This is a genomic window from Mucilaginibacter sp. P2_A4 (genome assembly GCF_056405015.1).
Genome location: NZ_JBFUCX010000014.1, coordinates 1 through 12,071 on the forward strand (window position 1 = coordinate 1; position 12,071 = coordinate 12,071).

At 41.9% G+C, this 12,071-nt stretch carries 13 protein-coding genes; 5 read left to right on the plus strand and 8 right to left on the minus strand.

All coding sequences use genetic code 11. The features are described 5' to 3' along the window. The coding region (locus tag AC1DYB_RS22750; protein ID WP_477438260.1) for a 6-phosphogluconolactonase at window positions 1-509 on the minus strand (509 nt) is incomplete at its 3' end. A gap of 103 nt (window positions 510-612) precedes the next feature. On the opposite strand from AC1DYB_RS22750, the gene AC1DYB_RS22755 reads away from it, so the two are divergent. The 3 genes from AC1DYB_RS22755 (at window position 613) to AC1DYB_RS22765 (ending at window position 4,166) form a co-directional block, all read left to right on the plus strand. Continuing rightward, window positions 613-1,800 (plus strand): anhydro-N-acetylmuramic acid kinase, encoded by a 1,188-nt coding sequence (locus tag AC1DYB_RS22755; RefSeq protein WP_477438262.1) that lies wholly within the window; start codon window positions 613-615, stop codon window positions 1,798-1,800. 46 nt (window positions 1,801-1,846) lie between these two features. Further along, window positions 1,847-3,352 carry an NAD(P)H-hydrate dehydratase gene (locus AC1DYB_RS22760; protein WP_477438264.1) on the plus strand — a complete coding sequence of 502 codons (1,506 nt, stop codon included), beginning with the start codon at window positions 1,847-1,849 and terminating at the stop codon, window positions 3,350-3,352. 250 nt (window positions 3,353-3,602) lie between these two features. Further along, on the plus strand, window positions 3,603-4,166 hold the full coding sequence (locus tag AC1DYB_RS22765) for a pyridoxamine 5'-phosphate oxidase family protein (protein WP_477438266.1): 564 nt from the start codon (window positions 3,603-3,605) through the stop codon (window positions 4,164-4,166). Here the strand turns inward: AC1DYB_RS22765 and AC1DYB_RS22770 are convergent. From AC1DYB_RS22770 to AC1DYB_RS22795, 6 genes are all read right to left on the minus strand, one after another. Then, entirely contained in the window at window positions 4,163-5,029 is an 867-nt protein-coding gene (locus AC1DYB_RS22770) for an anti-sigma factor (protein ID WP_477438268.1), read from the minus strand. The two genes, AC1DYB_RS22765 and AC1DYB_RS22770, sit on opposite strands and share 4 nt — an antisense overlap. 2 nt (window positions 5,030-5,031) lie before the next feature. Continuing rightward, entirely contained in the window at window positions 5,032-5,583 is a 552-nt protein-coding gene (locus AC1DYB_RS22775) for an RNA polymerase sigma factor (RefSeq protein WP_295712080.1), read from the minus strand. 24 nt (window positions 5,584-5,607) lie between these two features. Continuing rightward, window positions 5,608-6,489, minus strand: coding sequence for a lipoyl synthase (gene lipA, locus AC1DYB_RS22780; RefSeq protein WP_477438270.1), 882 nt, complete (start codon window positions 6,487-6,489; stop codon window positions 5,608-5,610). A gap of 400 nt (window positions 6,490-6,889) precedes the next feature. Beyond that, complete coding sequence (gene ytxJ / locus AC1DYB_RS22785) at window positions 6,890-7,219, minus strand: bacillithiol system redox-active protein YtxJ (RefSeq protein ID WP_295712087.1); 330 nt, start codon at window positions 7,217-7,219, stop codon at window positions 6,890-6,892. A 349-nt stretch (window positions 7,220-7,568) separates the two neighbouring features. After that, window positions 7,569-8,063 (minus strand): 6,7-dimethyl-8-ribityllumazine synthase, encoded by a 495-nt coding sequence (ribH, locus tag AC1DYB_RS22790; protein ID WP_295712090.1) that lies wholly within the window; start codon window positions 8,061-8,063, stop codon window positions 7,569-7,571. Between the two features lie 186 nt (window positions 8,064-8,249). After that, window positions 8,250-8,927, minus strand: coding sequence for a tetratricopeptide repeat protein (locus tag AC1DYB_RS22795; RefSeq protein ID WP_295712093.1), 678 nt, complete (start codon window positions 8,925-8,927; stop codon window positions 8,250-8,252). A gap of 341 nt (window positions 8,928-9,268) precedes the next feature. Here AC1DYB_RS22795 and AC1DYB_RS22800 point away from each other — a divergent pair, with 341 nt between their 5' ends. Together AC1DYB_RS22800 and AC1DYB_RS22805 are read left to right on the plus strand one after the other, a co-directional pair. Beyond that, window positions 9,269-10,075, plus strand: a complete 807-nt coding sequence (locus AC1DYB_RS22800) for a helix-turn-helix domain-containing protein (RefSeq protein ID WP_477438272.1) — start codon at window positions 9,269-9,271, stop codon at window positions 10,073-10,075. Window positions 10,076-10,122: 47 nt separating this feature from the next. Then, window positions 10,123-10,602 carry an anthrone oxygenase family protein gene (locus AC1DYB_RS22805; RefSeq protein ID WP_477438274.1) on the plus strand — a complete coding sequence of 160 codons (480 nt, stop codon included), beginning with the start codon at window positions 10,123-10,125 and terminating at the stop codon, window positions 10,600-10,602. Window positions 10,603-11,342: 740 nt separating this feature from the next. Here the strand turns inward: AC1DYB_RS22805 and AC1DYB_RS22810 are convergent. After that, entirely contained in the window at window positions 11,343-12,050 is a 708-nt protein-coding gene (locus AC1DYB_RS22810) for a DNA alkylation repair protein (RefSeq protein ID WP_477438276.1), read from the minus strand. Between the last annotated feature and the right edge of the window lie 21 nt (window positions 12,051-12,071).

Below are 12,071 nucleotides of genomic sequence, written 5' to 3' on the forward strand. Positions count from 1 at the left end.
GAGTTGGGTGCAGAGCCCGGCTCGTTAAAACCGATGTGACCGGTACGGCCAATCCCCAGGATCTGGAGGTCCAGGCCACCCAGTTCCTCAATCTGGTGCTCATAAGCGAGACAGAAAGCGGCCACGGCATCTTTATTTAGGGTACCATCGGGAATATGCACATTGGCGGGTTCAATATCCACATGGCTAAATAAATTCTCGTACATGAAAGTAACATAGCTTTGAGCGGCATTGGGCTTCATGGGATAGTATTCATCCAGGTTAAAGGTGATGACATCCTTGAATGATAAACCTTCCTGCTGGTGCAGGCGCACCAGTTCGGCATACACGCGCACGGGGGTAACCCCGGTAGCCAAACCCAGCACCGCTTTTTCGCCTTTGCTTTGCTTGTCGCGGATCAGTTTTGCTATCCTTGATGCTACCGCAATTGATGCTTCCTGCTGGTTGCCATAAACGGTTACCGGCAGCTTCTCGTACCGGGTTTCTTCCAATAAATTTAATCGAGCCATGGGATGGGGTTGAATTTGGTTGAAAACAAATATATCAGATATTTACTTAGTGCGCCTATTATTTTAACTTTTGTAAATGCCCAACAAGTAGTAATTTAACCGGATGTTACCTTTTAATCCAAATTTGCAGCAGCTTTTCCATATCGCCCAAAAAACGACTAAAATTGGGATTGGTTTAATGTCGGGAACCTCGCTGGATGGCTTGGACATTGCTTTGTGCAGTTTTACAGGTAACGGTTTGCAAACCAGGTTTAAGTTATTGCAGTTTGTCACTATTCCATACCCGGAAAGTTTTAAAAACGAAGTACAGCTGATATTTGCCCGCAAGACTATCGACCTGGAAAAGTTGACTGTTTTAAACGCTTATATTGGTAATTATCATGCCGACCTGGTGCTTCAGGCACTTTCAAAATGGGAGATAGCGCCGGATACGGTTGACTTTATAGCAAGCCATGGGCAAACCATTTATCATGCGCCTAAAAGATTGCATAAACAGGCGGATTATCCTAACGCCACCCTGCAAATTGGTGATGGCGATCACCTCGCTGTAAAAACTGGAATATTGACGATTAGCGATTTCAGACAAAAACACGTAGCTGCAGGCGGCGAGGGGGCACCGCTGGCATTATACGGCGATGTGCTATTAGGTAGCAAACCCGGCGAAAACAGGATATTGCTTAATATTGGTGGCATTGCCAACCTAACTTATTTACCTGCTGATGGCGATACCGCCAACGTGTTATGTACGGATATTGGCCCGGGGAATACCCTCATTGATGCCGCCTGCCGCAAATATTTTAATAAGCCTTATGATGAAGATTCCAATATTGCCAATAGTGGTAATGTAAATGATGAATTGATAAGGGCTTTACTTGGTCATCCATTTTTTGATGAATCGGCCCCAAAAACTACCGGCCCCGAATTGTTTAATTTGAGTTTTGTTGAAAACGTACAAATTAGTTCGGCAACTGAGGGAATCAGTCACGAAGATTTGGTAGCTACTTTAAGTGAGTTTACTGCAACATCTGTCATCAATTTTATAAAAACTAATATTAAAGCTGCTGATCTTAAAATATTTGCAAGTGGCGGCGGCGCCAGGAATCCTTTTGTGATGGCCCGTTTAAAAAAAGCTTTTGGTAACATTGAAAACACCAACAGCTTGGGTATTGACCCGGATGCTAAGGAGGCTATTTTGTTTGCCCTGCTTGGTAATGAGGCTTTGTGCGGCGAGCCTATGCATATTGGCAAAAATCCAAGAGTCTTGATGGGGAAGTTTAGTTTCGCGGTTTGAAAATATTTATCAAAACAAAAGATATAGTTCCTTACTTTAGAAGTATATGCTACCCCTACTCATTTCCGAACAAATACGAAAGGCCGATGCATTTACCATTGCTAATGAGCCTATCACTTCCGTAAACCTAATGGAGCGGGCCTCTAAGGCATTTGTTGGCTGGTTCATCAATCATTTTCCTGATAGGGCTTTATCCATATCCTTTTATTGTGGTACGGGCAATAATGGCGGCGATGGGCTGGCTATTGCACGCTTGCTGAATGAACACCATTATAAATGTATAAAAGTTGTTATAGCCCGCTTTAGCGATAAGCAGTCAAATGATTTTACTATTAACCTGGGGCGGCTAATACAAACGGATATTCCTATTACAGAAATAGACGCTGGTGGCGGCATCCCAGATGAAAACAGCGCTATAATTATTGATGCCTTATTAGGAACCGGCTTAAATAAACCCCTTGCAGGTGACTATGAACGCCTGGTAAAACATATCAATACTTTAAACAGTACGATAGTTGCAGTAGATGTACCCACCGGATTTTTTTCGGAAGGGGAAGTTGACCCGAACGCAACGGTTATAAAAGCCGACCTTGTAATTACTTTTCAGCAACCGAGGATCAATTTTTTATTGCCGGAATCTGCGCTACATATTAGCTGCTGGGAGGTAGTAAACATTGGCCTCAGTGAAAAATTTATACACGATTTAAACTCTTCCTACCAGTTTGTGGAGGAAAGGGACATTCGTCGTATTTTGAAACCGCGGCACCGTTTCAGCAATAAAGGCACCTATGGGCATGCCCTTATTATTGCTGGGCAGGCAAAAACAATGGGCGCAGCATTGCTTTGCGCGTCGGCCAGTGCTCATGCCGGTGCGGGATTGACAACAGCCTGCGTTCCAGATAGTGGTTTAGTGGCCTTAAATAGCTATTTACCCGAAATTATGGCCATCGTTCGTAACGAAGATGAACCGCCGGAAATTGAATGGGATAAATTTAACGTCATAGCGGTTGGCCCAGGCTTAGGTAAGGGGGCGGATGCCGTTGAATTATTATCAGCCATCATCAAAAACTATAAAAAGCCATTAGTAATTGATGCCGACGCGCTTAATTTATTAGCTGCGGATAACAAATTATTAAAAGCGATACCCGCTGGAAGTATTTTAACGCCGCATATGAAGGAGTTCGATCGCTTATTTGGTGAGCATAAAAGCTGGTGGAAGAGATTGCAAACCGGGATAGAACAAGCGAAGAGCCTTAATATTTATATCGTATTAAAAAACGATTATACTATAATAATAACACCCGACGGTAAATGCTATTTTAACCCAACGGGTAATGCCGCAATGGCGTCGGGGGGTATGGGTGATGTGCTTACCGGGGTTATTGCCGCTATGCTGGCTCAAAAATATTTTCCTTTAGAAGCTTGTTTGATTGGGACATATGTTCACGGCAAGGCTGGCGATGAGCTTGCCCTGCCAAACCGCCTCAATGTTATTTTACCGGGTAAGCTGGCTGCTCAGCTTCCGGCTACCATGGCAAAATTAATGGCATAAAAAAGGGATGCAAGTATCGTACATCCCTCTTTGATTAACTATTAACTGATCTTATAAAGAACAAAATACTCATGTTTATGAGTTAGATCTATCACTTTAATTTTCGTTACTTCACAGGTTCTTTTTAATCTAACTGGTTATAAGACGTCTCTACCGTCCTAATAGTTACAAAAAAACGAATAAATGGTTTGGGTTATTGTTAAATAACCATTAAATAATTTACAAAGTGCATATTTCTTTAACAAATATTGTGAAAAATAGCTGGGAGTGCCTTGAAAAGGGGAGTTTGCAGCCCGGTCATCCTTTCAGGAACATGGTGATATCTACACACGGGGATGGCAATATAGGTATGGCTACTGTTATTTTAAGAGCAGTTTCTGCCGATGATGGCTTGCTTATATTTTATACTGATGTGCGATCAAATAAGGTGTTTAATTTGCAGAATAATAATAGCATTAGCATGTTACTTTATAGTGATGCCGATAAATTGCAACTTATATTAAAGGGAAATGCAACTCTTCATAATCAGGATGATGTTACTGCCGGGCATTGGGCCGCTTTAACAAATCAGGGCAAAAGATCATACATGGCGTATCCTGCCCCCTCATCAAACATAAATGATCCGGCTGATGGATTGGAGTACATCAATGATGATACCTGGAATGATGCATTAATAGCGGGGTATCAGAATTTTGCTGTTATAAAGGTTGCAGTTAACTTAATGGAATATTTGAAACTAAACCAAACCGGGCATCGCAGGGCAAGCTTCAATCTTATAAAAAATAGTTGGATGGGTAGCTGGCTGGTGCCTTAGTACTTGCCAAGAACCATCATTTGGTCCATCGTTGGGTTAACACTACCGCCCCGTGGCTCCAGGGTTACTGCAAAGGCATCGGCGGAGGCAATTGATTTCATCTCCTTAATATCGGTAATGGTATCTCTTTTGGCATCAAATACGCCAAGATCAACCGGTTTGCCACCTACAAGTGCCCAAAGCTGGTACTGATGTTCCTTATCATTTTCAGGCATTTTCATATTTGCCATGTCGATAACTACTTTTTTCTGCCCCGGGCTAAACGCAACGGTTACAACAGAGGAAGGAGTTTTGGCTGTACCTTTTAAATGAATCAGCTTATATGAAGTATCACGAAAAACAGATAATTCCTTATCCATCAGGTTAACCCTGTTGGCAAAATGCTGCTTATCGAGCTGCAATGCAACCAGCTGATTGTTTGAATCCTGTAATTTGCTGTAAACGCTTACCAAAGCAATGGTGCTGGCTATTAATAGGGCAAGACTTGCTGCGAAGGCGTATTTGTAGAAATCGTTTTCTTTTCGCGCAGGTAAGGGTATTATATTGTCGTCTTCTTCATCTGCCACATCGGTATCATCTTCAACATCAGTATCGGTATGCCGGGGGGCGGCGGTAAAGTTTCTGTCATCACCTAAGTTGGTAAGCAGGCTGCCTAAAACCCGGCTGCGTAAATTTTTTGAAGGCTCAACCTCATTTTCTTTTGCATACAGTTCCATTGAGCGCTCTATTCCATCCAGTTCTGTTTTTATTTCCGGATATTTTGAAGCCATCTCTTCCACCTGTCGCTTTTCGTTGGGGGTTACATCCCCCAAAACGTAAAGTTCCAGAATGCCTGATTCTATATATGCCTTTATCTCTTCCACTTTCAATTAAAATATTTTCTGAGCTCCTGTATGCCCATTCTTAACCTGGTTTTAATGGTACCCAAGGGGATGCCTAACTCTTCGGCAGCTTCCACATGCGTGAAGCCTTTAAAGTAAACCAAATCGATAATCGATTTTTGATCGGGTTTTAGTGACTGTACCAGTTCTTTAACGCCCATTAACTCAGGTTTGTAAACTGTACTCCTTTGCGAGTCTATGGAAGTTACGTTATTTTCAATCTCCTGGTTTTTGTTTTGATTCTTAAAGTCTTTTGATCTGATTTTGTCAATTGCAAGGTTACGTGCAATATTAACCATCCAGGTAAATAAGCGTCCTTTTTCGGTAGTGTAGCTTGAAAAGGAATGCCAGATTTTTACGAAAGTTTCCTGTAAAACATCTTCCGCTATTGCGGTATCAATAACAATGCGTGAAATAACACCATACAATGATGATGAATACATATCATAAAGCGCTTCAACGGCGATCTTTTCATGATTTCTCAATGCAAGAACCAGTTCTTCTTCAGAAAGCGATATTTTATGTTTTTTACTCAACTTGGTGAATATATAAAGGATTTTCTACAAATCAAACAGGTGTTTTTCTGCATGATAGGATGAACGAACCAATGGCCCGCTTTCCACGTACTTGAAACCTTTATCAAGGCCAATTTGTTTTAAATGAGCAAATTGATCTGGATGGATCCAATCGAGTACCGGGTGATGGTTACGTGTTGGCTGTAAATACTGGCCAAGTGTTAAAATATGTACACCGGCTGTTAACAGATCATCCATAGCCTCCAAAATATCGTCTTCTGTTTCGCCCAGACCAAGCATTATGCCCGATTTTGTACGAAGGCCGGCTTCAGATACGTGTTTTAAACACTCCAGGCTACGATCATATTTGGCCTGGATGCGCACTTCTTTGGTAAGTCGCCTTACGGTTTCCAGGTTGTGTGAAACCACCTCGGGCCGGGTTTCCAGAACGCGGGCAAGGTTATCCCAGTTACCCCTGAAATCAGGAAGTAAGGTTTCTAAAGTAGTATCGGGGCTTTCGCGGCGGATGGCATTTATAGTTTCGGCCCAGATGATAGAACCACCATCTTTAAGGTCGTCACGATCAACAGAGGTGATAACGCAATGTTTCACCTGCATTAGTTTTACGGAAGTGGCTACACGGTTAGGCTCATCAACATCAACAGCTAAAGGCCTGCCGGTTGCTACGGCGCAAAACGAGCATGAGCGGGTACAAATATTACCCAATATCATAAAAGTAGCTGTGCCGGCTCCCCAGCACTCGCCCATATTGGGGCAATTACCACTCTCGCAGATAGTGTGTAGTTTATGTTCATCAACCAAACCGCGCACATGTGCGTATTCTTTTCCAATTGGAAGCTTTACCCTCAGCCAATCTGGCTTACGTTGTACCTGGCTTACTGCGGGAACTACCGGCAATTCAATCATGTTACAAATGTAGTTAAAAACCGTATAACCAATTATAGGATTACGGCCTGGTTGTACGAATTATTACAGAACACTGATGTGGCCGACGTGCAGCCGGAGGTGTTCGCTTTTATGGATGTACACACCCGATTTTGATTTTATTAAAAACAACCTACTTATAACCAGTTACTTAAGTGTTCGTGAAATGTGTGGGCGTTTTTGGAGGTGTTTTATTGTGCTTGAATATCAGCAAGTTATGTATTTGCCTGATAAAAATCCGAACACCCCGAACACTTGGTTTATAAAAATCCGAACACCTGTTTTACTTCGCAATCTGTACAAACAAAAAATAGCCCCGGAATGGTTTGCCGGAACTATTTTTTATCAATTATAAGTATTGAAATTATATTTTGGTCTGTTATCAGCTTAAAACCGATAGCGCTTCTTCCACCGAAATTGCGCCGTGGGATTGATCAAGCACACACTCGCCATCCTTAATGAGCAACAATTGCGGCGACTCATGATGCACCTGGAAAAGTTGTGCTACCAAACCCGATAGTTCGCGGTGTTTGATGAGATCCAAAAAATAAAGGGGCATATCTTCAGGGAGGTCTTCCCAATCCAGCTCAAAACGTCTTTTGGCCATCATGCTGATGGAGCAACGTGTACTATGTTTAAATATCAGGCTATGGCCCTGGTGTTGTTTTATCTCGTTAAGTTGATCTGCCGATTCAAGCGGTATCCAATTCATAAAAAAAATATATATAGTGAAAGAGTCAGGAATCAAGAGTTAAGAATCAAGACAATTGTATGGTAATCTGCACTATGCTTTATGCATTTGCTTAAATACTCCAATTATCTCAATTCTTACTTTTAAGTCCCGGCTCCAATCATAACGTTATTATAACACCAAAACTGATGATAGTTTTTAAGGAGCTGCAAAAAATGACATTTGCCTGTTACCGGCCGGCTTTAGGATATGATCCGTAAGCGGGGCATAATTTGTTTGAGCATGATGATATGCTGCCAATTACCAGGGCTATAATAGCTATGTAAATTATTTTTTTCATCGTTTTAACGCAATAGTTGTTTAACGCAAATTAGCTGTTTAAAGTTGCGGCAAGCGCTGCCATTTTTATAGCAGTAATTGCAGCTTCATCACCTTTATTGCCATGTTTACCGCCTGCGCGGTCAATGGCTTGTTGTTGGTTATCAGTTGTTAATACACCAAATATAACAGGTTTTGAATATTTTATGGCAACATTACTTACTCCGTTTGCAACCGCGTTGCAAATAAAATCAAAATGCCTGGTTTCGCCTTGTATCACACAGCCTAAGCAGATCACTGCATCCAACTTACCGCTTTTTAGTAAAAGATCGGCACCTGATGTGAGCTCAAAGCTGCCTGGTACGGGATGCACGAAAATATTTTCTGGCAGGGCGCCGTGAGCAATCAGGCTATTATAAGCACCCTGGTAAAGGGCGTTGGTGATCTCTGCATTCCACTCGGCTACAGCAATGCCAAAGCGGTAGGCCGCGGCAGACGGGATTTCGGTATTTGAAAAATCTGAAAGGTTTTTTAATTGTGTAGCCATTTTTTTATTTCGGATTTCGGACGTTCGATTTGGAATTTATTTTTTTATTTCGGAATTGAGCGTTCGGATTTTTTACTTACTGTTTGATATAAAAAAGAAATGTTCGATTCCTGATTCGTGCAAAGGTAATATTACCAATTCACAAATCCGAAATCGAACATTCGAAATCAAAAAATCCGAAATCAATTATAATTTCGCTTCGGCACGAGCGATGTACTCGTCTATATTTTGTGCTTCTGCGCTTTCAGGATATTCCGTTTTTATCCTTTTGTAAGCATCAACAGCAGATTTATTGTCTTTAGTTTCTTCGTAAACAAGACCCAGCTTCTTTAAATAAAGAGGCGATAAAAATTTGTTTTTTGCTTTATCAACAGCCTTGCTAAAAGAAGTTGCTGCTTTATCGTATTCTTTTAATTCTACGTAAGCATCACCGGTGTTGCCAAGAGCTTCGGCAGCAACCATGCTATCGTCGCCACGGTAGCTGTCTAAGTTTTCAATGGCTTTGCGATATTCACCTTTGTTTAAATAAGCGGTACCTAAATAAAAATAAGCAAGGTTTGCAGCTTTAGTATTGCTGTAATCGCTGATGATCTTTTTAAAGCCGGGGTAGCTGGCATCACCATTAATGGCTTTATCCCAGTCTTTTTTGGCCCAGAAATCCTGAGCTACATACATTTGATTGGTAGCAGTAACTTCACGTGGACCTAAATACAATTTCAGGTATAAAAAATAAATTGCGATGAGAGCAATAACGGCTCCACCGATAAATAATAAGCTCTTTTGGTTCTCGCGTACGAAATTGCTGCTCTGTCCCAAATTGGTTTCTGTTGCTGCAACTTTGGTATTCGCCTGGTTTTTTGACATTGTTATAACAAAATTAAGTTTGCAAAGTTACGGTTTTCAAAATTTCTGGCAATAGCTTTTGTGTTAATTCTTTAGGGTATGTTTTTTTAGTGGTTTTGCGGGGTGGGCGGTGAGTGGAGAATGGTTGATTGGGTGAGTGGTTGGGCGCCTGGCTCGCAGGCGTTTTATGCCTGTTTCACCCTTATTTTACGCCATGTTGTTTTGGGCTGCATTTAGCTTATGTTAAACTCCGGAAAGCGCAAAGTTCTCAAAGTTAATTACTTGCATCTTGAAATAAAAATCCGTTCCTTTATTATGCTTACCGAAAATTTTTATGGTACTAATAATCAATTGCCTGGAAATTGAACTACAACTATTACATACCAAAGGAGCCCTGTTTTAAGAATGTGATACATTCTGTTTGGCAGGTTGATGTTTTCCATCTCTTTCAAAAGGAATACATTATACCCAAAGGAGTGGTAGAAGTTATTTTTAACTTTAGTGACAGCGCTTCTATCCCGGCTCAATTGGGCAGTAAATTACAGTATTTATCAAATTGCTTTATTAGTGGATTTAACACAGCGCCCATACAGCTCCATCTTCCAAAGCAACAGGTTTTTTTTGGTGTCCTGTTTCAACCTTCGGCGGTAAAAGAGATTTTTAAAGTACCTGCCTGCGAATTGTTAAATATTACAGTGGACTTAACCCTGCTTGATTCAACTTTTCAATCGCTTTGGCACCAGCTTGCCGAACAAAATGATTTTGATGCCCGGCTATCTGTTTTTCTTGCCTGGCTGAGGCGGAATTTGGTTGATTGGCAACCCCGGGAACAATTAATGAATAGTTTTATATATGCGCCCAATCAATATGATGCATCCGTAACAGCGCTGGCCAATTCATTATGTTACTCGCCCCGGCATTTATCAAGAAAACTTTTTGAAGCAACGGGAATGAATACCGAAGAAATTTTGCTTTATAAAAAATACCTCCATGCGGTGGATTTAATTCACCAGGGTAATTTATCACTGACGGAAATTGCTTTACAAAGCAACTTTGCCGACCAATCGCATTTTATCAGAACTTTTAAGGCTTATGCAGCAATAACACCCGGCGAGTACAAACGGAGCATGAGCAATATCAAGGGGCATATCTATGAAGATGTCCGTTAAATACAATTCTGCGGCTTATTGGTGAAGCATCTTTGCAGAAAAAAAACATGAAAACAATATTCTTATTTGCGTCCATCAGTATTGCCAGCGGGCTGCTGTTTGTAAACCTTTATACTTCTTTGGTTGATGCGAGGTCGTGGGGCGGCGACATTCCTAACTCTATAGCTACAGCAAGGGAGTATTTTAAAACGGTAAGTCCGGGCAACTTTTTCAGACTAATTTCGCCTGTTAACCAGGTATTGGGCCTGCTGGTTCTGATCCTTTTTTGGAAATCGGCGCCGTCTATCCGGCTGTGTTTAGGGGCTGCGTTTGTTTTATACATTTTGGCAGATGTATTCACCTTTGCTTATTTCTACCCCCGTAATGACATTATGTTTAAAACTGCGCAACTCAGCGATGTTGATTTGCTTAGAAAAACAGTATCAGAATGGAGTTCTATGAACTTGATCCGCTCCTTAATTATCCTGGCAGGGCTCTTTTTCTCTTTTATCTCGCTGCATAAAATTTATTCGCTTAATATTAAATAGCGGTATTGAGGGGGATAAGTCCTTCCTTGCGGGTTACATTTTGAATGGGGAAAAGGTGTAAACTAACCAAGGCTTAGACTCACCCTGTCGAGGCTTCGCCCGACTTTCCCTCTCTTCAACTTCGTTGGAAAGAGGGGCTTTAACTTACGGTAATAAAAAAAATCTTCCCCTCTTCCCGCCGCAGGCGAAGAGAGGGGCGACCGGCAAAGCCTGGTCGGGGTGAGTCGTTGCCAGTATACAGAGCCGATTACAAGGTTTAACCTAAACAAGTTATAGACTAAGTATAAAATCAGAGAGATCTTAAAAGCGAAATGACGTTTGAAAAGTTTGTCATGCTGAGTTTTAAAATCCGTTTTGGCCTCTGAAGGAGAAAATGACGTAACAAAAATGGCTGTCATCCTGAGCCTGTCGAAGGATAGTGGGCAAAGGCCTCTCCGCGCGAGTCTTCGACAGGCTCAGACTGACAGGTCCACACGCCTCAAAATTCAATACGTCATGGGTAGGAACAAAGGATCTTCTTCGCCATGCTCTTCGCCGATTTTTATAGTGAACAAGATCCTTCACTGCGTTCAGGATGACAAAAAGTTTTTTTAGCCAATATGTTATAGGTAAGAACGAAGGATCCATTTGCAGACTGTAAAGGGCGGAGAAGCATGGCGAATAACAGATCCTTCGCTACGCTCAGGATGACAAAGGAAATTTGAATGCCGAAGCTTCTTGCTTATAAAGAAGCGCAAAGTTCAGCACTTCACCGTTTTTTTCTTTTTGCCGAGTGATCCGCGGTCTTTTACCTTGTTTATATAGTCAATGGCATCGGGTACTTTGCAGCTGGTGCCATTGGTATCAACATAAACGGGGCCAATTTGGGCGGCGGCGGCCATGGCTTCGTTGCTGAGGCTGCTGATATAGCAGCCTACATTTATTACAAAAATATTCATGCGTGACCTTACCCTATTGGCCGCAGTATGGATATTTTTTATCACCCTGGCCAGCAAAGTGCGGTATGCATCCAAATTCAGGTCGCTATCTGCCTTTAAGGCGCTGAGGTTGCCCAGGGTTGACCATCCTGCTGCCGCAATATGGTCATGTTCGCTATCTATCCATTCCATAGCCAGTTCAAAACCGTAGTTGCTGCCGGCAGCCACCCATGGCACCGTATATTCATTAATGTTATTGGAGAGGGCCTGCTCTGCCCAGGTTTGCAAATCGGCCTTCGTCATTTTGGCATCATCGGTAACAAGGCCGGCCAGGTACATGGCATCGGCATTGCCGGTGGCGTAAAGCTCCTTAGCCAAAGGGTAATCTTTCTTTACCTTTTTTTGGATGGTTTTTAAATGCTCAATCTTTACACCAAAAAAAGGTTCTTTAACGCCATGCTTTAACAGAATGTTTTTGATGCTTTCGCTGCCATGCGCTTGCAGGTCGGCCATAATTTCGGTTACAGTCATTACTAAGCAGTTTAAATAATT